Origin of the sequence: Dyella koreensis, assembly GCF_044904565.1 — a bacterium.
In the GTDB taxonomy this organism is placed as follows: domain Bacteria; phylum Pseudomonadota; class Gammaproteobacteria; order Xanthomonadales; family Rhodanobacteraceae; genus Dyella_D; species Dyella_D koreensis.
Genome location: NZ_JADIKD010000012.1, coordinates 129,230 through 149,305 on the forward strand (window position 1 = coordinate 129,230; position 20,076 = coordinate 149,305).

The 20,076-nt window shown below is 62.3% G+C and carries 8 protein-coding genes; 7 read left to right on the forward strand and 1 reads right to left on the reverse strand.

What is annotated here, in order from left to right:
- Nucleotides 1–59 precede the first annotated feature (59 nt).
- The 4 genes from smc to ISS97_RS16000 all read left to right on the forward strand — a co-directional run bounded on the left by smc (nt 60) and on the right by ISS97_RS16000 (nt 6,109).
- Nucleotides 60–3,569: a chromosome segregation protein SMC gene (gene smc, locus ISS97_RS15985; RefSeq protein ID WP_379983619.1), complete on the forward strand. Its 3,510-nt coding sequence runs from the start codon at nt 60–62 to the stop codon at nt 3,567–3,569.
- Between the two features lie 11 nt (nt 3,570–3,580).
- Nucleotides 3,581–4,582: a cell division protein ZipA gene (gene zipA / locus ISS97_RS15990; protein WP_379983618.1), complete on the forward strand. Its 1,002-nt coding sequence runs from the start codon at nt 3,581–3,583 to the stop codon at nt 4,580–4,582.
- A 172-nt stretch (nt 4,583–4,754) separates the two neighbouring features.
- Nucleotides 4,755–5,135, forward strand: a complete 381-nt coding sequence (locus ISS97_RS15995) for an HU family DNA-binding protein (RefSeq protein ID WP_379983617.1) — start codon at nt 4,755–4,757, stop codon at nt 5,133–5,135.
- Between the two features lie 185 nt (nt 5,136–5,320).
- Nucleotides 5,321–6,109 (forward strand): response regulator transcription factor, encoded by a 789-nt coding sequence (locus ISS97_RS16000; protein WP_379983616.1) that lies wholly within the window; start codon nt 5,321–5,323, stop codon nt 6,107–6,109.
- Here ISS97_RS16000 and ISS97_RS16005 read toward each other — a convergent pair.
- Nucleotides 6,106–7,551, reverse strand: a complete 1,446-nt coding sequence (locus ISS97_RS16005) for a sensor histidine kinase (protein ID WP_379983615.1) — start codon at nt 7,549–7,551, stop codon at nt 6,106–6,108. The genes ISS97_RS16000 and ISS97_RS16005 overlap by 4 nt on opposite strands.
- A gap of 265 nt (nt 7,552–7,816) precedes the next feature.
- Between ISS97_RS16005 and ISS97_RS16010 the strand changes: the two genes are divergently transcribed.
- The 3 genes from ISS97_RS16010 (at nt 7,817) to ISS97_RS16020 (ending at nt 20,034) form a co-directional block, all read left to right on the forward strand.
- On the forward strand, nt 7,817–16,546 hold the full coding sequence (locus ISS97_RS16010) for an ESPR-type extended signal peptide-containing protein (RefSeq protein WP_379983614.1): 8,730 nt from the start codon (nt 7,817–7,819) through the stop codon (nt 16,544–16,546).
- Between the two features lie 151 nt (nt 16,547–16,697).
- Nucleotides 16,698–18,596 carry a S8 family serine peptidase gene (locus tag ISS97_RS16015; RefSeq protein WP_379983613.1) on the forward strand — a complete coding sequence of 633 codons (1,899 nt, stop codon included), beginning with the start codon at nt 16,698–16,700 and terminating at the stop codon, nt 18,594–18,596.
- A gap of 250 nt (nt 18,597–18,846) precedes the next feature.
- Nucleotides 18,847–20,034 carry an OprO/OprP family phosphate-selective porin gene (locus tag ISS97_RS16020; RefSeq protein ID WP_379983612.1) on the forward strand — a complete coding sequence of 396 codons (1,188 nt, stop codon included), beginning with the start codon at nt 18,847–18,849 and terminating at the stop codon, nt 20,032–20,034.
- The last annotated feature ends 42 nt before the right edge of the window (nt 20,035–20,076 follow it).

Below are 20,076 nucleotides of genomic sequence, written 5' to 3' on the forward strand. Positions count from 1 at the left end.
GCACAGTGCCTTGTCGCCCACAATGGCTGGGCTCCCTGTAAAGCTGCCGCGGATCCCGCATGCGCCTAACCACGATCAAACTCGCCGGCTTCAAGTCCTTCGTCGACCCGACCACGCTGCATCTGCCGACCAATATGACCGGCGTGGTGGGTCCGAACGGTTGCGGCAAGTCCAACATCATTGACGCCATCCGTTGGGTGATGGGCGAAAGCGCCGCCAGCCGTTTGCGCGGTGATTCGCTGACCGACGTGATCTTCTCTGGCTCCAACTCGCGCAAGCCGGTGGGGCAGGCGACGGTCGAGCTGATCTTCGACAACGGCGACGGCACCATCCAGGGCGAATACGGGCAGTACGCCGAGATCTCGGTGAAGCGCCAGGTGACGCGCGACGGGCAGTCCGCCTACTTCCTCAATGGCGCGCGCTGCCGCCGCCGCGATATCACGGATCTGTTCCTGGGCACAGGCCTGGGGCCGCGCAGCTACTCGATCATCGAGCAGGGCATGATCAGCCAGATCGTGGAAGCCGCGCCGGAAGAATTGCGCGTGCATCTGGAAGAGGCCGCCGGCATCTCCAAGTACAAAGAGCGCCGCAAGGAAACCGAGAGCCGCATCAAATCGACTCGCGAGAACCTCGACCGCGTGAAAGACGTGCGCGACGAGGTGGACAAGCAGCTCGAGCACCTCAATCGCCAGGCCCGTGCCGCCGAGCGCTGGAAAGCGCTGAAGGAAGAGCAGACCCGCAAGGAAGCCGAGTTGCGGGCACTGGAATACCGTGGCCTGAAGAGCCAGCACGATGGCGAGGGCGCGGGACTTTCCGCTGCCGAGACCGAAATCGAAAAGCGCCTGGCCGAGCAGCGCCACGTCGAGGCCCAGCTGGAAAGCGTGCGCGAGCGTCATACCTCGGCCAGCGAACATCTGAACGTGGTGCAGGGCGAGGTCTACAAGGTCGGCGCCGAAATCGCCCGCGTCGAACAGCAGGTGCGCTTCAACAAGGAAACCGCGGAACGTCTGCAGCGCGCCCATGGCGACGCCGAGCGTGAGCACGCTGAGCTGGCCACGCACATCGCGACCGACCGCGAGCAGGTCGAGACGCTGCGCATGGCGCTGGCCGAAGGCGAGCCGAAGCTGGAAGCCCTGCAGCAGATGCAGGACGACACCGCCGACGCGCAGCGCGATACCGAAACCAAGCTGGCCGACTGGCAGCAGCGCTGGGACAGCTACACCCGCACGGCCGGCGAGGCCAGCCGCGCTGCCGAAGTGGAGCGCACCAAGCTCGCCTACCTCGACCGGCAGGCAATCGATCTGTCCAAGCGCCGCGAGGCGCTGGAAGCGGAGCAGAAGGCCACCGACGTGGCCGCGCTCGACGCAGCTTCCGAACAGCTGCATCAAGAACACGACACCCAGCGCGAGCGTGTCGAATCGCTCGGCGGCCTGCTCGACCAGCACAAGCTGAGCCACGAGAAGGTGCTGGACGAAGAGCGTCAGGTGCAGTCCACGCTCAACGAGGCACGCCAGCAACTGCAGACCGCCCGCGGTCGCCAGGCGTCGCTGGAAGCGCTACAGCACGCTGCGCTGGGTCAGGAAGAGAGCGCCGCCAGTGGTTGGCTATCGCGTCTCGGCCTGGACAAGTCGCGCCGCCTCGGCGAGGCATTGCAGGTGGAAGCGGGTTGGGAAACCGCCGTGGAAACCGCGCTGGCGGGCTTCCTCGACAGCGTGCTGGTGGATGGTTCGCACGCCCTGGCCAATGAATTCGGTGGCCTAGAGAACGCCGATATCGCGCTGCTCGATGCCGCGGAAGGCGGCGTCAACACGGCGGGCACGCTGGCCGCGCACGTGCGCGGTCCGGCAGCGGCAGTCGCCATTCTCAGCCACGTGCTGACTGCAGAAAATCTTCAGGAGGCCGACCAGCGCGTCGCTTCACTGTCCGCCCTGGCGCCGTACCAGTCAGTGATGACTCGTAGCGGCGAATGGCTGGGCCCGGGTTGGGCGCGCGTTCGTCGTGCGCAGGGCAATCAGGTGGGCATCCTGGCCCGCGAGCGCGAGATGCGCATGCTGGCCGAGCAGATCGCCACGCTGGAAGCCCGCATCGAGGAAGCCACCGGTCAACTCGACGATCTGCGCACCAGCAAGTTCGAGGCCGAGCGTGCCCGCGACGATGCGCAGCGCGAGCTCTACAACGCCCATCGCCGCCAGTCCGAGCTGGCCGGCCAGCTGCAAAGCCATCGCGGCAAGATGGAAACCGCCCGCGCCCGTGCCGAGAAAGTGGCCGGCGAAGTGGGCGACCTGATCAATCAACTCGACGAGCTGCAAGGCCAGACCCGCGATGCGCGCGCACGCCTGGACGAATCCGTCGGCAACATGGGCGATCTGGAAGACCAGCGCCGCGAGCTGGAAAACGAACGCCGCGTCTTGCTGGAAGCGCGCGAAGAGGCCCGCATGAATGCCCGCGAGGCTGCCGACCAGGCGCATGCATTGGCCCTGGGGATGGAGTCCAAGCGATCCGCGTTGAGCTCCCTGGAGCAATCGCTGTCGCGCATGGACGCCCAGATCCGCCAGATCGAGGCGCGCCGTACTGAGATCACCGAACAGCTGGCTGCCGGTTCGGATCCGATCGCCGAGCTGGAAGCCGAGCGTCAGACCTACCTCGACCAGCGCTTGCTGGTGGACAGGCAATTGGTCGAAGCGCGTCGTGGGCTGGAGGATTGCGACGGTGAGTTCCGCCGCCTGGAGCAGGAGCGCCAGCGCATCGAGCAAGGGTTAAACAAGCTGCGCGAGAGCCTCTCCGAGAAGCGCCTTGCTGCACAGGCACTACATCTCCGCGCCCAGCAGCTGGCCGAAGCCATCGCCGCCTCCGGCTTGGAGCTGGAGCCGCTGCTCGCCGAGCTGGCTGAAGACGTCGACGCTGGCCAGTGGCGTTCGCAGCTCACCGATATCGCCCAGAAGATCCAGCGCCTGGAGCCGGTCAATCTGGCCGCGATCCAGGAACACGCGGAGCAGAGCGAGCGCAAGAACTACCTCGACAACCAACTCGCCGACCTTGCCAGCGCCATGGAAACGCTGGAAGGCGCGATCAAGAAGATCGACCGCGAGACGCGCCAGCGTTTCAAGGAAACCTTCGACCGCGTCAATGCGGGTGTGCAGGAGCTGTTCCCGCGCCTGTTCGGCGGCGGTCATGCCTACCTGGAACTGACCGGCGATGATCTGCTCGACACTGGCGTGGCGATCATGGCGCGCCCGCCGGGCAAGCGCGTGTCCAACATTACCCTGTTGTCTGGTGGCGAAAAGGCGCTTACCGCTGTCTCGCTGGTATTCGCCATCTTCGGTCTCAATCCCGCGCCGTTCTGCCTGCTGGACGAGGTGGACGCGCCGCTGGACGAAGCCAACGTGGGCCGCTTCTCCAGCATGGTGAAGGAGATGAGCGAGAAGGTGCAGTTCATCTTCGTCAGCCACAACAAGGCCACCATGGAAGCGGCCTCGCAGCTTTGCGGCGTGACCATGCGCGAACCGGGTGTCTCGCGTCTGGTGCAGGTCGACTTGGCCGAAGCGGCTAAACTCGCCGGCGCAGCCTGAGGAGAATATCTATGACCGTGCAACCCGTGCTCGCTTTTGCGTGGAATCCCGCGGTTGGTATTCCATTGTTGGTCGTCGGCCTGATCGTGCTGGCGCTGATCTGGCTGTTCGGCCAGCCCAGGAAAGAGCAGGGCAAGCGTCGTGTGATGCCCGGGACAGCCGATGAGCGTCGCGAGCCTACGTTTGGCGATGTCGATACCGCCGATGGCGAGCGCTCCTTCAGCGCGCGCGACGACTTCCGCCTGGACAGCATGGATGAGCCTACGCCGCAGCAGGGCGAGCTGGACATGGGGCTGCGCGAGGAGCTCGAGCGTCTGGGGGCCACGCTGTCCGGCGAGCGGATAGCTGCCGCCCCGTTGACCAAGCCGTCGAGTGCTGCCGCTTCCATTATTGAAACGCTGCGCGCGCCGCCGGAGCAGCTGCTGGCTGACCCGTTGGCCAAGGTCGGCGTGCCCGAGCCGTTGCAGCGTAGTGCCGCGCAGGCGCCTGCACCGGCTCCCGCCGCCCCCGCACCTGCCCCGCGGGTACCACCGCGCTCCGATCTTGGCCGCCGCCCCGCGCAGCTGCCGGTCGAGCGCATCGTCACCCTGTTCGTAGTGGCTCGCGAAGGTGCCCCGTTCAATGGCGCGGACCTGATCGTGGCGGCGGAAAAGGCCGGTCTGGAATTCGGCGACATGGGCATCTATCACCGCCTGGTCGACGGCAAGCGCGAGCAGGGGCCGATCTTCAGCGTGGCCAACATGCTCAAGCCCGGCAACTTCGACCTGAGCCGTCTCGATGCCCTGCGCACGCCGGGCCTGAGCTTCTTCATGACCCTGCCGGCGCCCATCCCCGCGCTCGATGCATGGGACGCCATGCTCCCCACGGCACAGCGCCTGGCCGAGCTGCTGGATGGTCAGGTATTGGACGAAGAGCGCAACGCGTTGGGTCGCCAGCGCATCGCCCATATCCGCGACGAGCTGCGTGGCTGGGACCGCGACCACGAAGGCAAAGAGATCATTTTCGGCCGCTGAAACCGGCCCGAATGGGCGGGGCGGCCCCCGAAACTGAAAAAAGTGCCTCAAAAATCCGTGTCTGATGACACATTTGTGCGTTAGCGTCTTGGCGTCGTCGCTCGCTTGCCATACATTCCACCTGCCGAGAGGCATGCTGATTAACCAACCCACCAATAACTACGGGGAATGTATGGCCAAGACGCAGAAAGCCGCCAAGAAGACCACCGCCAAGGCTGCCGCCAAGCCGGTGGCGCCTAAGCCGATCAAGGATGCTCTGAGCAAGTCCGGGCTGGTCGCCCACATCGCTGAAGCCAGCGGTATCGTGGCTAAGGACGTGCGCGCTGTGCTCGCTGCGCTGGAACACGCCGTTGCCGGTTCGATTCACAAGAAGGGCGCCGGTTCGTTCACGCTGCCGGGTCTGCTGAAGATCTCCGCGATCAACGTGCCGGCTAAGCCGAAGCGCAAGGGCATCAACCCCTTCACCAAGGAAGAGCAGTGGTTCGCTGCCAAGCCTGCCACGGTGAAGGTGAAGATTCGTCCGTTGAAGAAGCTGAAGGACGCCGCAGCCTGATAGGCGGTTGCGAGAAACGCGGCAGCGCAAGCTGCCGCGTTTTTTTTGTGCCCGTCATCCGCTGCTGCGCGGATGCGTCGTGTCAGTGAATGACTACGTCAAATAGCGCTGCTCAGGCGCTTACGGTTGGGGAGGGGCGGGTTGCTATAGTCAAAAACCCGCGCTTGGAAGGCTGTGGTTTCAGCATGGAAAGAAAGCTTGCCGCTTCGAATGCGACATCGCCGCGGACATGGCGCATCCTGGTGCTTGAAGACGACGACGTGCTGCGCGAGCACATTCTGATCCCCGGCCTGATCGACTACGGCTTCGACGTCACCGGTGCGCGCACCTCGGCCGACCTGTACCGGCACATGCTTTCCAGCCAGTACGACATGGCACTACTGGATATCGGCCTGCCCGGCGAAGACGGCATCACCGTGGCGCGGCACCTGCGCGAGCTGTCCTCCATGGGCATCGTTATGCTCACAGGAAATCACGAGCGCAGCGATCATGTTCGCGCGCTGGCGGTGGGCGCGGATCTGTACCTGTCCAAGCCAGTCGACCTCGAAGTGCTTGCCGCCAGCCTGCATAGCCTGGGGCGCCGTTTGCGGATCCCTGTTGCGGCCAGCGTGGAAGAGCAGCCTGTCTACGACCCGGCCCCGCCACGCATGGAGTGGCGTCTGGAAACGGACGACTGGTGTCTGGTGACGCCTGGCAACGCCACTATCGCGCTCTCGGGCTCGGAGCGCTGCGCGTTGCAACAACTCGTGGCAGCCAAAGGCATGGCCGTTTCCCGCGAGGAACTCATCGCCACACTTTGCCAGGATATCTACGACTTCGATCCGCATCGCCTGGAGATGCTGGTGTACCGGCTGCGCCGCAAAGCTAGGGAACAGGGCGAGTCGCTTCCATTGGTGACGGTGCGCGGCCTCGGCTATGCCTTCATCGTCGACCAGCATGCTGTTGACGACGAGCTGATATCCATCGGCGGTTAATCGCCCACCCGCCGCAAGGGAATTCTCAACGTAAAGCAGGTTCCGTGACCGGGAGCGCTGTCCACTTCGATGGCGCCGCCGCAATCTTTCATTACGCGCCTCACCACGTCGAGCCCAAGCCCGGTTCCCTCATGGACCGGCTTGGTGGTGTAGAACGGCTCGAAGATGCGCTGACAAATGTCCAGCTCTATGCCCGTCCCGGTATCCGTCAGTGCCACTACCGCATGGCCATGCGTGGGATCGCTCTGTGTCGAGATGCGCAAATAGCCGCCTCCCGGCATGGCGTCACGCGCATTGGCAGTGAGATTCAGCAGCATAAGCTCGAACCGACTACGGTCCATGAGAACAGGGAGCGCCGCATCGGGTGCCTGTTGCAGTTCCACTTGTACCCGCACGCCACAGAGCTGCCGCAGCATGGGAACGAAGTCCTGCAATGCCTGGCCTGCATCGAAGTATTCCGGCTCGCCGGTATCGTCGCGCGAGAAGGTGAGAAGCCGGCGACTGACCTTCATGGCACGTCGCGTTGCTTGCTCGATACCTTCCAGTGCTTCCATCAATGCACGGATGCCGGCGCCCGCCAGACGCTCGCGCGCGGTGACGTAACCAAGGATCACGCTGAGAATATTGTCGAAGTCGTGAGCGATGCCGCCTGCTACGCGACCCACAGCCTCCATTTTCTGGGCATGGAATAGTTGCGATTGCGCGCGCTCGCGTTCCGCAATTTCCGTCACCAATTGCTCCCCACGTGCCTTGGATTCCTTCAGGGCTGTGAGCAGTGCATGGACACAGCGATCGATGACGACCGTAATGACGAGATAACTGAGCACGACAGATGGTGCATTGCCGAAAGCGGCACTCATCGACTTGCCGGCTGCAACGAAGCGATGGGCATCGACCGCCATGCCGATACCAAAGATCGCCTGCAGTGTCGCAAAGATTGCCCACAGCGCATGGCGCCCAAGCACGAGGCCGCCGACGACCAGACTCAGCAGTACATGCGTCTGATCGAACATGAGCAGCTGAAATCCAATCGCCATGGCGCTAGCTGCCATGCCGAGAAGAAGTGTTGAAAGAAACACGACGATCGCCAGACGGAACTTGCCCCAGCGAACAAGCGCAAAAGCTGTTCCCGCGGCCAGCGCCGTCGCCATGTCCGCGACAAACAGCACATCGATGCCGCGGATGGTCGAAAGGCCAACCAGTAGATAGTGGTAGAGCCAGTTGGCGGGAAGCATGACGCTCATGAACAGAAGAAGGAGTTGCATGGCGCGGGCATGGCGTCGGTATAGCGGATCACTTTGATGCGCCATGTCGAGCCAGCGCTTTATGGCATCCAGACATTTTTTTTTCACTGCAAATCCTTTTGCAAATACATCCATAGGAATGATCGGAAAGTCTGGTGAATTTTGTCGTTGTTTTTTATTTGGACTTCCAAATGACATCACGTTTTCTCACCTGTTTCTCACCAAATCAAGTGGAACATCACGAGATGTAAGTGATCTTGGTTAGCTCACGCTAGAAAGCGTGCGTGACTTGAATGCTGCGCTCGCGAATGCTCGGCCTGCGAGAGGTGCTCGATCAAAGAGGGGTGCCTCCTCATTTGCATGAGTCATGACACATCGCATGACTCGCGCAGATCGGTATGGCATGGATGCCCGTCATTCGGATCGGCTCCACGCCTGGCTAAAGCAGTCATGGAGCACGTGAATGAACAAGATCTACAGCAAGGTATGGAACCGGTCGTTGGGAATGCTGGTCGTCGCCTCTGAGTACGCGCGGGCGAACGGCAAGGGTGGTGCATCGCGTCGTCTGCGTGCCGCAGTGGGCGCGCTGACCATGGCTGCCGGCCTGGTGGCAGGGCAAGCGGCTCTCGCTGCCGGACAGAGTGCCAAGAATGAAGCCGGAACCAAAACGACGGTTGCCGATGCTGTAGTGCAGGGCACACCCAACCCTAGCGGCAGCTACGCCGATGGTGGCGGCGCCGTTTCCGGCCGCAACGCTACAGCGATCGGCAGCAATGCAGACGCAACAGCTGATGGCACCACCGCCTATGGCGCCAATGCCAAGGCCAAAAAAATAAGTGCCTCCGCATTTGGCAACAACGCCAACGCGGCCGAGACCAACAGTACGGCCGTTGGCGCGAATGCCCAGGCCTTGCAGGCGACGGCCACCGCCGTAGGTTCCAATGCTCAGGCGCGTTCAAACGCAGCCACGGCGCTGGGTTACGACTCCCGCGTACTCGACGGCGCTACCAATGGGACTGCCATTGGTTCGCGCAGCCAGGCTCAAGCTGACAACAGCGTGGCGCTGGGCGCCGGCTCCATCGCCGATCGTGTCAACAGCGTGTCGGTGGGCTCGGCCGGCATCAAGCGCCAGGTCACCAACGTGGCCGATGCCACGGAAGACTATGACGCCGTGAACAAGCGGCAGCTCGACAAGGTAAGCGAGAGTGTCAGCGACGCACAGCACTACTTCAAGGCCGATGGCGCCAAAGATGGCAGCGATGACGCAACCGCATCGGGTGATGGAGCCGTTGCAGCCGGGCGCAACAGTGTCGCGTCCGGGACCAACTCCATTGCCATGGGCGCCAACGCCGAGGCCGAGGGCGATGATGGTGTCGCCATAGGCAATGGCGCTGTTTCGGTTGGACGTGGTTCTGTCGCCCAAGGTCATAACGCCTATATCAATGGCAAGTCGGCGGTCGGCGTGGGCGAAAGCACCCGAGCGATCGGTGATGCCAGTGTCGCGGTAGGCGGCATCATGATGGTTGACGGCGATATTCCGATGGCCACTTCGGCATACGGTTATGCAGCCAGTGCTTTTGGCGCGGCAGCTACAGCATCGGAAACCGGTGCTACGGCGATCGGTGCACGTGCCTATGCGCGTGGTGAGTTCACTACGGCGCTTGGTTCATTGAGCTCGGCTACTGGCGTTGGTGCCGCTGCGCTAGGTGCAGGCGCCCGTGCATCCGCAGAAGAGGCCCTGGCGGTGGGTAGTAACAGCTCCGCGCTGGCTAATGGTTCGACTGCCATTGGCTCGGGGGCCCGCTCATCAGCAAACAACGCCGTGGCGGTAGGCAATGGCAGTTTTGCACTGGAAAAGAATGCAACCGCGCTGGGTGCAGGTGCCCGTGCCGCTGGTGAGAATAGTGTGGCTCTGGGTGCGGGTTCCGTCGTCACCCGCGATAACGCCGTTTCCGTCGGTGCGGATCGCCACGAGCGTCAGATCATCAATGTTGCGGCTGGTGTCGCGGCGACAGATGCCGTGAACAAGTCGCAGTTGGATCGGGTGAGCGCCGGCGTCAGTGACGCACAGCATTACTTTGCTGCCGACGGCAAGGACGACGGCACCGACGATGCTCGCGTGACGGGTGCCAATGGTCTGGCCGCCGGTCCAAGCAGTCGCGCTGCTGGTGATCGCTCTGTCGCTTTGGGCAACAACAGCGTCGCGTTTGCGCAGGACTCTGTGGCGCTCGGTTCCGGCGCTCGTGCTGCTGGCACTAATAGCGTGGCCTTGGGTGCGGGCTCCGTCGTCACCCGTGACAACGCCGTTTCCGTAGGTGCGGATCGCCACGAGCGCCAGATCATCAATGTTGCGGCTGGAGTCGCGGCGACAGATGCCGTGAACAAGTCGCAGTTGGATCGGGTGAGTGCCGGCGTCAGCGACGCACAGCACTACTTCAAGGCCAGCGGCAAGAATGATGGTACTGATGATGCACAAGCCAGCGCTGATCTGACGCTGGCGGCTGGTGCCAACAGTCGGGCGTCGGCGTTGGCGGCCACTGCACTCGGCACGGGGAGTATCGCATCGGCAGTGGATGCCACCGCGGTCGGTATGTTGGCGCAAGCTTATGGCGCAGAAAGCATGGCGCTAGGTGCCGGCTCGGTGGCGCAGGGTGATTCCAGCGTTGCGAATGGACATGCGGCCATGGCTATTGGGATCGCTTCGATCGCCGTCGGCGATTCGTCCATAGCAGTGGGGGATGATTCGGTTGCTGTTGGCAACGATGCGATTGCCGCCGGGAAGGACTCGATCGCCCTCGGTCACCATGCGGTAACCCAGGCTGACAACGCCATCGCACTGGGTACGAACTCGATCGCGGATCGCAACAATGCCGTTTCGGTTGGTAGCGCAGGCAACGAGCGCCAGATTGTCAATGTCGCCGATGGTACGGAGGCCCACGATGCGGTGAACAAGTCGCAGCTCGACAAGGTGAGCGAAAGCATCGGCGGCGTGCAGCACTACTTCAAGGCCAGCGGTAAGAACGACGGCACCGACGATGCGACCGTCACCGACGAGAACGCCGTTGCCGCTGGTGCCAACAGCGTGGCGGCTGGCGCTGCTACTGCCGTGGGCAACGATGCCCGCGCTACGGGTGTCGGCAGTTCGGCATTCGGACAGAACGCGATAGCTGAAGGGGACGCTTCGGTGGCTATGGGCCAAGGCTCCTATTCGGCGGGCTTCGCCAATACGGCACTTGGTGCTCATGCCGAGGCTAACGCCGATCAGGCAGCTACTGCGCTGGGCGCACTCAGCATCGCTTCGGGTACCGGCTCCACAGCAGTCGGTGGTGCCGCTGAAGCTGATGGCCAAGGCAGCTTGGCGGCAGGCTTCTCCTCCCGTGCGCATGGTGAGGCCAGCGTAGCAAACGGCGCTTACAGCACGGCTGTCGGCGATTTCAGCATCGCCATTGGCCACGACGCATGGGCGGTGGGCAAAGGCGCCATTGCCATGGGTGAAGAATCCACGGCCGCCTCCGAAAACTCGATCGCCATTGGCAACACCACCATCGCCAAGGGCGTATCAAGCGTGGCCATCGGCGACAGCAATAACGTCAATGGCATCCGTTCGGTAGCGCTCGGCAGTAACAACACGGTTAACAGCGACGGTGCCGTGGGTATTGGCGCGGGCAACACCATTGGTACGAATGCCGTGGGTGGCATCGGCATCGGTGTTGGCACCACCGTTGGCAACAACGCCAGCAACTCCATTGCGATGGGCACCTTTTCCACCATCGCCGATGATGTCAAGAACGGCACCGCGCTCGGCTCGTTCTCTGAGGTTACGGGTGATGATTCCACCAGCGTAGGTGGCCTCTATAACGAAGTTCTCAGCAACGGCGACATCGTCACCAGGCATACGCTGGCGGACGGCAAATACTCCACCGCACTGGGTTCCGGTGCGCAGGTGGACGGCGACTGGAGCACCGCCGTAGGTGTAGCCAGCACAGTGACAGGTAACCATGCGCTGGCGGTTGGCTATGACAGCCGGGCGTTGGCGAACAACACCACGTCTGTTGGCAATGAGGCGATCGCCTACGGTATTGGTGGCACCGCCGTGGGTGATAGTAGCCTTGCCTTTGGCGACGCTTCGGTCGCCCTGGGTCAGGGCAGTCAGTCGTGGGGCTTGGGCAACACCGCGCTTGGCGCTCATGCTGTTGCCGATGCCGATCAGGCAGCCACGGCACTGGGTGCACTTAGTACTGCCTCGGGCACCGGTTCCACTGCCGTTGGCGGCAACGCCACTGCGGCTGGCGAGGGCAGTCTGGCTGCCGGCTTCGGCGCGATCGCCCGTGGCGATGGAAGCACCGCGACCGGTAACTACAGCATCGCTTTGGGCAAAAATAGTGTTGCCAATGGCCACTACGCCTGGGCATTCGGTCAGGCATCCATTGCCCTGGGGGATGAATCCACCGCGCACTCTGACAACTCGATTGCTATCGGTAACAAGAGCGTGGCTGACGGTAATTCGAGTACTGCTGTTGGCGGTCAGTTGGCAGTCTTTGGCCGCACATTGTCGACATCGGCTGAAGGCTATGCGGCCAGCGCTTTTGGCGCAGGCGCCTCCAGCATGGGCAACAATGCGACGGCACTGGGTGCGGGCGCCAACGCTAACGGCAACGACAACACCGCTCTCGGTGCGTTCAGTAGCGCGCTCGGCACGAATTCCACTGTCGTGGGTTCCTATGCCAAAGCTTCGTCGGACGAAGCGATCGCCGTGGGTCATTTAAGTGCGGCAGCAAGCGAGAGTTCCATTGCGATCGGCGGTGCCTTCGCTTGCGGAACTCCGATCTGTATCGACGAATACACACGTGCGGAAGGACGCAACGCTGTCGCTCTCGGAGCCGGCTCTCTTGCTCATGGAGATAACAGCGTCGCTATCGGTCCCCGTGCAAAGGCTTGGGGTGCCGATTCGGTGGCGATTGGTTACATGTCATTCGCCGATCGCGATAACAGCGTGTCCGTGGGTCGGGTTGGACACGAACGTCAGATCATCAACGTCGCCGATGGCACGGAAGGCCACGACGCCGTGAACAAGTCGCAGCTGGATAAGGTGGCGCAGAACGCGGCCGCAACGAGCAAATACTTCAAGGCCAACGGCGACAAAGGTATTGGCTTCTTCGACGATGCCATCGCTGAGGGTGACTACGCCATTGCCGTGGGCAGTTCCAGCTATGCCAGTGGTTTGGATGCCATCGCCATGGGCAAGAGCTCGCGGGCAACGGGTGAGCAATCCCTGGCACTGGGTGATTCCGCCGACGCTTCCAGCTACAACGCCATCGCCATCGGCACCGGCAGTGTCTCGAGCGGTGGGTCCGCGATCGCCATGGGCCTGAACAGCCATGCCACGGGTGTCCGCAGTACTGCCATCGGCCAAGATTCCGAAGCCGACCATATTGGCAATGTCGCCCTGGGCTGGGCCGCCAAGGCCAAAGGTCTTTTCTCGATGGCCATCGGTGGGGCATCCCAAGCTACGGGCATGAATGCTGTGGCGATCGGCCCTGGTGCGATCGTCACCGGAAATAACTCCACCGCTTTGGGGGCAGGCGCAGGTGATGGAATGCTCGGCATCGATGAATTTGTTGCCGTTGGCACTAGCGCCCATGTATACGCCTACCGTGGCACTGCCATAGGTGCTGCCAGTTATATCGAAGATGGGGCCACCAACAGCTCCGTCCTGGGCGCCCATGCATCGAGCTTCGACGTTGATGGCACAGCTATCGGCGGTGGCAGCAAGGTGCTGTATGGAGCATCCAACGCAGTTGCACTGGGCGCCAACTCCATCGCTGATCGTGCCAACGCGGTCTCGGTGGGCAGCGTGGGTCACGAACGCCAGGTCACCAACGTTGCTGCCGGTACGGAAGATACCGACGCAGTCAATCTGAGCCAGTTGAAGGACGCTACGGCAGGCTCCAGCGCCAGCAACCACTACTTCAAGGCCAATGGCAACAGTGATGGCAGCGATGACGCCGTTGCCAGCGGTGATTTCACCGCCGCCGCGGGCTCGGGCAGTTACGCCGCAAATACTGGCGCATCGGCGTTCGGCAGTGGCGCCAATGCGCTGGGTGAGTTCAGCACGGCGGTTGGCTATGGCAGCAATGCGCTTGGCAAGAACAGCGTGGCGTTCGGCGAAGGCTCGGAGGCAAGTGCGGAAGGCTCTTCCGCCTTCGGTGCCCATTCGTCGGCGAATGGCGAGTATTCGCTGGCCATGAACGGCGGCACGGTGGGTGCTGGCGCCAACTTCGGCATGGCTTTTGGTTACGGGGCCTATGTCAGCGATGGCTCGCTCGGTTCGATGGCATTCGGTCCGACGTCGGCGGTTATCAATGGTGCTCAGGGTGCGATAGCGATGGGCGTTAATGCCATTGCTGGCAGCGATTTCGCCATCGCCATGGGTGGCTACGGCGCCTTCTTTGACGAGACGGCGAACACCTTCCATCTTGGCGGCCCCATCTCGACGGGACGAGGTTCTATTGCACTAGGCAGCGTCTCGAAGGCTACCGGTGATGAAAGTGTGGCTCTGGGTATTGGAGCGACATCCGCCGGCAACCGTTCGGTGGCTATTGGTGCCGGTGCAGGCATCCATGGCTTGACGGATAACAGCGTTGCCATTGGCGAGTTGAGTTCGGTAACGGGTGCCAACTCCGTGGCGTTGGGTGCTCTCTCTGCAGCTAACCGAGATAACACTGTCTCGGTGGGCAGCGCTGGTCACGAACGTCAGATCACGAATGTTGCCGACGGAACGCAAGGCACGGATGCAGTGAATCTGAGCCAGTTGGAGAAGGCAACGGCTGGTTCCGGCAGCAGTAATCACTACTTCAGGGCCAACGGCAACGGTGATGGCAGCGATGATGCCGTTGCTGACGGTGAGTACGGCACGGCGGCAGGTTCGGGAAGTTATGCCGCGGGTACGGGAGCATCGGCCTTTGGTAGTGGTGCCAATGCTGTCGGAGATTTCAGTACTGCAAACGGTTATGGCAGCAATGCCATCGGTGACTATTCGGTTGCACTGGGTGCGAATTCGCAGGCAACGGGAAGCGAAGGTATCGCTGTCGGTAATGGCAGTCAGGCTCGAGGCGACAAGAGCATCGCTCTGGGTGCCGATGCTCTTGCGGTAGACCCGGACAACATAGCCATCGGTATGAATGCGCAAGCACTGGATCGCGAGACTATGGCTATTGGTGCAAGTGCGAAGGCCGTGGGCGAACGAGCCCTTGCACTGGGTTTGGGGGCCGAGGCTGACGGTACTCAGGCATTGGCCTTGGGCTCGTTCTCTAGGGCACAAGGGCCAGGAGCCGTGGCCATAGGCAATCAGGCCGAAGCGAAGGATTTTGGTGTGAGTGTTGGCTTTGGGGCGAGTGCATCTGACGGCGGTGTGGCTCTCGGTGCAAGTAGCTATGCCAATACCGGCGCCATGGCGATAGGCCAGCAGGCTTCGGCTAAAGGTGCGTTTAGCCAGGCCTTCGGCTTGAGGAGTCAAGCGCTCGGCGATAGCAGTATCGCGTTGGGCAACCGGGCGCAGGCACTGACAGACAACAGCGTTGCACTGGGTGCTGGTTCTATTGCAAATCGTGCCAACGCGGTGTCGGTTGGCTCGGCAGGTAACGAACGCCAGATCACCAACGTTGCAGCCGGTACGGAAGGCACCGACGCAGTGAACAAGTCGCAGCTGGATGCAGTAGCCAATGCCGGTGCCGCAACCAACCGCTACTTCAAAGCCAACGGCAAGAACGATGGCAGTGACGATGCGGTGGCTAACGGTGCGTACTCAATTGCGGTTGGTGCATCGGCCAAGACCATCGGGGCGGACGGGCATGATTCGATAGCGTTCGGGCACAACGCTCTCGCTTCCAGCTCCAATGCAACCGCCGTGGGTTCGGGGTCGGAGGCTTACAGCTACGGCTCCACCGCTATTGGTTCCGGCGCCGTGGCCAAGACCAAGACCAGCGCGGCCAACGCGCCGGGTGCCTTCAGCGCCACCGCGATCGGCTTCCAGTCGCAGGCTATCAACGACTATGCCGTCGCACTTGGCATGTGGTCCAAGGCCGAAGGCAGGTCGTCGACCGCTGTCGGTTCGATGGCACAGGCCCTGGCAGATAACTCTGTCGCACTGGGCGCCAACTCCGTGGCTAACCGTATCAACGCCGTGTCGGTAGGCAGCGTGGGGCACGAGCGTCAGATCACAAATGTGGCAGCGGGTACGGCCGACACCGATGCCATCAACGTGAAACAGATGAACAAGGCCATCGGTGATATCAGCGGCGATCTGGCGGGCGCGGTGAAGTACGACGATGCCAGCAAGTCATCCATCACACTGGAAGGCCAGAACGGTACGGTGATCTCCAATGTCGCCAGCACCAAGCTGAGTGCAAGCAGCACCAACGCCGTCAATGGCGGTCAGCTGTTCGAATTTGGCGATCAGGTGGCCCAGATGTTGGGTGGCGGTTCCTATATGACCGGTAATGGACTAGTTGCGCCGAACTACATCATCCAGGGCAGCTCCTACTACAACGTGGGCGATGCGCTGAGTGCGGTAGACGGCAAGCTGGGCCAGCTGGACCACCGTGTGGGGCAGCTGGAGAGCGGGAATCCTCCTGCTCCGGGACTCGGTGCCAACGAAACGGTAGCCAGTGCTCCGCTTCCCACTTCGCCTGGAGTGACGCCGCCTGCTCCGGCGCCAGCTGCGACACCTGCTGTTGTGCCCAACGTCGCCAATGGCGTAGCACCGACCGATGCCGCCAACGTCAGCCAGGTGGACGAGGCACTGGTCACCGCCAAGTCCTACACCGATACGACAGCGCAGCAGACGCTCTCCGATGCCAAGACGTATACCGACGAGAAGACCGCCAACATGGTCAGCAACTCGGACTTCGACGCCTTCAAGTCGGACACCAACGTTCGCTTCAATAGCCTCAATACGCGACTGAATCGCGTGGGTGCGATGGGTACGGCGATGGCCGGTATGGCCGGTGCCATTGCGGCGGCGCCAGGTACCGACAACCGCGTCAGCGCAGCCGTAGGCGGCTATCGCGGGCAGGGTGCGCTGGCCGTTGGTTATGCCACGCGCATTCCGGGCAATGGTGCCGTGTTGTTGGGTGGTTCCATCGCCGGTGGCGGCGAGTCCAGCGGGACTATCGGTGTCAGCTTCGGCTGGTGATGTCGCGCTCCCCCTTCCGCTAACGGGAGGGGGAGTTTCTCGTACATCGCCATGTCAGCGCTGGCATGGCGACCATCAGGCGGTCGCGGATCGCCCGACTATGTCCGGAGCGCGGAAGGCTCCGGTCCATCTCTGATTGAAGGATCCACGCATGAAGTCACGTCCTACTTTTTGTGTCAGCGCTATGGCTATCGCCCTGACTCTGGCGATGCCTGCGGCCCATGCCGCCGATGCGCCGATGTTGGTGGCACCGAAGCTGTCCGTTGCCACATCCACTCAGGAAAGCTATAGCCGTTTCATCATCACTTATCGCGACGGCAGTGCCGAGCGTGGTAACCGCAGCGCGGTGTTGCAGAACGTCAAGGCCGCGGTGGCCCGTGCGGATCTCGATCACGCCTCGCGTTCGGCCAACGGGGCCACCATGGCGCCCCTGGCGGCGATTTACCAGCGCAAGCTCGGTACCGGTGCGGATCTGGTGCACATGTCGCGCAAGCTCGATCAGCGCGAAGCGAACGCGCTGATGCAGCAGATCGCCGCCGATCCGGCCGTGGCACATGTCGAACCCGATGTGATGATGCAGGCCGTGCGTGACATCACCCCATCGTCGGACGTCGCGCCGCAAGCCTTCACGCCGAATGATCCGTACTACGCGAGGTATCAGTGGCACTTCAACAATGCCATTGGCGGCGCCAATGTCAGCAAGGCCTGGGATCTGGCCGACGGTGACGGCGTCACCGTGGCGGTGCTCGATACCGGCATCACCAATCATCCGGATATCGATCTGTCACTGGCCGATGCGGGCTATGACTTCATTTCTGATGCCTTCATTTCCGGTCGCGCCTCCGATGATCGCGTAGCCGGCGGTTGGGATTTGGGTGATTGGACCACGGCGGACCAGTGCGGTGCGGGCTCCACCGAGAGCAAGAGCAGCTGGCATGGCACGCATGTGTCAGGCACCGTTGCGGAATTGACCAACAACAGTTATGGCATGGCCGGTGTGGCTCACAAGGCGAAGGTCCTGCCGGTGCGCGTGCTTGGTCATTGCGGCGGTTACACCTCCGATATCGCCGATGCCATCGTCTGGGCTTCGGGTGGCCATGTGGATGGCGTGCCGGACAATGCCAATCCAGCACAGGTGATCAACATGAGCCTCGGCGGAAGTGGCGCTTGCGCAGCCGACAGCGTGACGGGCACGGCCATCTCTGGTGCGATCAGCCGTGGTACTACCGTGGTGGTGGCCGCGGGTAACAGCAATGCCAATGTGGCCAGCTTCAATCCTGCCAGTTGCCCCGGCGTGATCGCGGTGGCATCGAACGGCATCACGGGCAAGCGCGCGTTCTATTCCAACTACGGTGCCGGCATTGCCATCTCCGCGCCGGGTGGTGGCGTCTATACCAATGACGACCCGAATACCGGTACTCAGGCGAACCCGGAAGGTTTCGTGTGGTCGGCGATCAATGCCGGTTCGACGGTTCCGAACCAGCCAGCTTACGGTAGCTCGGCGGGTACTTCGCAGGCATCCCCCCATGTTGCAGGCGTGGTCGCCATGATCCTCAGCGCCACGCAACAGGCAGGCAAGGCAACGCCGACGCCGGCTCAGGTCAGGACCATTCTTGCCAGCTCGGCACGTCCTTTCCCGGGCGCTGTCGATCAACCGATCGGCGCCGGCATCGTCGATGCCTATGGGGCCGTCAACAAGGCGCTGGGTAATGGTAGCGGTGCGGAAATTGCGAGGCTGCTGACGCGTAACGTGATTCTCGGCAATCAGGCCGGTGGCACTGGTGCAACCATCTTGTATGCGATCAAGGTACCTGCCAGCGCAACGACGCTCAATATTCGCACGCTTGGTGGTTCGGGCGATGTCTCTCTGTTCGTCAAGGCGGGCAGTTCTCCCTCCTATGACGGAAGCAACGCCGACTTCAAGTCAGTCAAGCCGGGCAACAATGAGGCGGTAGTCATCGCGCAACCGAGGGCGACAACGTACTACATCCGTGTGTTTGGTGTGCAGGCCTTCGATAAGGTCTCCGTGCTGGCCACGTACAATCAGTAATACCGTTCGGGGTGAGGGGCAGAGCCTCCGGCGAAAGCCGGGGGTTTTGTTTGTTTTGGGGTGTGTTATGCCAATGGCTTCGAAATTTTTTGTCGAGCCATCTAGACGTCCAAAGTGCATATGCATATACCCATCCATCATTTCTGTGACGATAGGGTGACGGGCAACCTATCGGGAAACCGGATGGGGATAGGTCACCAAGATGCAGGTGCGATGGCTGGCGCAAATGGCCGATGGATGGGTTGGCCCCATGGCCTTTATGGCTGGCTTGGCCGCGCTGCCGTCGTGCGCTTCCGCTACCGGTGGCTATGACTTCTACGGCAACTGGCCGACCCATGTGGTCGCCGGCGACGGCACTGATATCGGCATCGCCGCGCTGTACCAGGTCGACCTGAATCGATTCGCCGGCGATGGCGGCCGTTTTCAGGATGCCCAGACCAATCGCCGCAAGTACCTCGGCATTTATGTGAGGAAGCAGGGCATCTATGACCTGAATGTGCAGTACGACTATCAGGCCAGGCAATGGGTGGATACGTTCATTCGGGTACGCAGCAAAGGCCTGCTGGGAACCGATCTCGGCACCTTCCGCTTCGGCTACAGCAAGACGCCCGTGGGGTTCGAGGGTGTCACCAGCTCCGCCGCCACTACCTTCATTGAAACCGCGTTGCCGACCCAGGCGTTCTGGGAGGGGCGGCGCACCGGGCTGGACTGGGCCTGGCTGCGGCCCTCGTACCTGATCAACCTAGGCTATTACTTCGTACACAAGGACCTGGATGGCAACAATCCGGGCCATAGCGTGGCCGGGCGCGTCGCCTGGGTACCCGTCAACGAGGCCGGCCACGTCGTGCATCTGGGCCTGTCGGCTTCACGCGAGACACCGGAGTGGCGCGACGGAACCGCCCCCGCGGCTAGACTGCGCGCCCGCCCGGAGGATGGCTTGTCAACGCTCCGCCTGGTCGATAGCGGCGCGCTGCCCTATACGAACCATATCGATCGCCGCGGGGTGGAGGCGCTCTGGATCGAAGGGCCATGGTCCCTGCAGGGCGAATATCTCGACGCCAAGGTCAAACGTGACGGTGGACGGCCAAACGTATCGGGGCACGGCTACTACGCTTTCGCCACCTGGACGCTCACCGGCGAATCGCGTTACTACAGCGACGGCAATGTAGCGGACCGCCGCTACAGCAGCCGCAACCAGGCGGTAATCCGTCCTGCCCATCCATGGGGTGCGCTCGAACTGGCCGTGCGCTACAGCCGGCTCGATCTCGATGACGGCGCTGTTGCTGGTGGTCATGAACACAACTGGACGCTGGGGGCTAATTGGTACCTCGGCGAACACCTGAAATTCCAGGCGAACTACGTCTGGGCCGTCAGCGAGCGCCGTCACGTGCGCGTTGACCCCGATATCTTCGAAATGCGCGCGCAGATCAGTTTCTAGCGCGACGCTGACGATCTTTGAATGATTGGTGTGGGAGAAATA

What these genes read in the sequence shown, in the direction of transcription:
- smc (WP_379983619.1), top strand. Translation starts at nt 60, where the DNA reads ATGCGCCTAACCACGATCAAACTCGCCGGCTTCAAGTCCTTCGTCGAC.
- zipA (WP_379983618.1), top strand. Translation starts at nt 3,581, where the DNA reads ATGACCGTGCAACCCGTGCTCGCTTTTGCGTGGAATCCCGCGGTTGGT.
- ISS97_RS15995 (WP_379983617.1), top strand. Translation starts at nt 4,755, where the DNA reads ATGGCCAAGACGCAGAAAGCCGCCAAGAAGACCACCGCCAAGGCTGCC.
- ISS97_RS16000 (WP_379983616.1), top strand. Translation starts at nt 5,321, where the DNA reads ATGGAAAGAAAGCTTGCCGCTTCGAATGCGACATCGCCGCGGACATGG.
- ISS97_RS16005 (WP_379983615.1), bottom strand. Translation starts at nt 7,551, where the DNA reads ATGTCATTTGGAAGTCCAAATAAAAAACAACGACAAAATTCACCAGAC.
- ISS97_RS16010 (WP_379983614.1), top strand. Translation starts at nt 7,817, where the DNA reads ATGAACAAGATCTACAGCAAGGTATGGAACCGGTCGTTGGGAATGCTG.
- ISS97_RS16015 (WP_379983613.1), top strand. Translation starts at nt 16,698, where the DNA reads ATGAAGTCACGTCCTACTTTTTGTGTCAGCGCTATGGCTATCGCCCTG.
- ISS97_RS16020 (WP_379983612.1), top strand. Translation starts at nt 18,847, where the DNA reads ATGGCCTTTATGGCTGGCTTGGCCGCGCTGCCGTCGTGCGCTTCCGCT.